Origin of the sequence: Micromonospora globosa (assembly GCF_000717585.1) — a bacterium.
GTDB classification, from domain to species: Bacteria; Actinomycetota; Actinomycetes; order Mycobacteriales; family Micromonosporaceae; genus Micromonospora; species Micromonospora aurantiaca.
Genome location: NZ_JNZR01000119.1, coordinates 1 through 201 on the forward strand (window position 1 = coordinate 1; position 201 = coordinate 201).

Consider the following 201-nt stretch of genomic DNA (forward strand, 5'->3'; position numbering starts at 1 on the left):
AAGCTCGTCGACAACAACGCCGAGGGCGACGGCGGCGCCATCGCCAACTACGGCCGCACCTGGCTCAAGGAGAGCAAGGTCGTCGGCAACCACGCCCAGGGCGACGGCGGCGGCGTCTACAACGAGGGCATCCTCAAGGTCGAGGAGACCCACGTCGACGACAACACCGCAGGCGGCAACGGCGGCGGCATCGCCAACGGC

Annotated in this window: 1 pseudogene; it reads left to right on the forward strand. The window is 69.2% G+C overall.

The features are described 5' to 3' along the window. A pseudogene (locus tag IF06_RS0131910) lies at nt 1–201 on the forward strand (hypothetical protein); the annotation flags it as partial.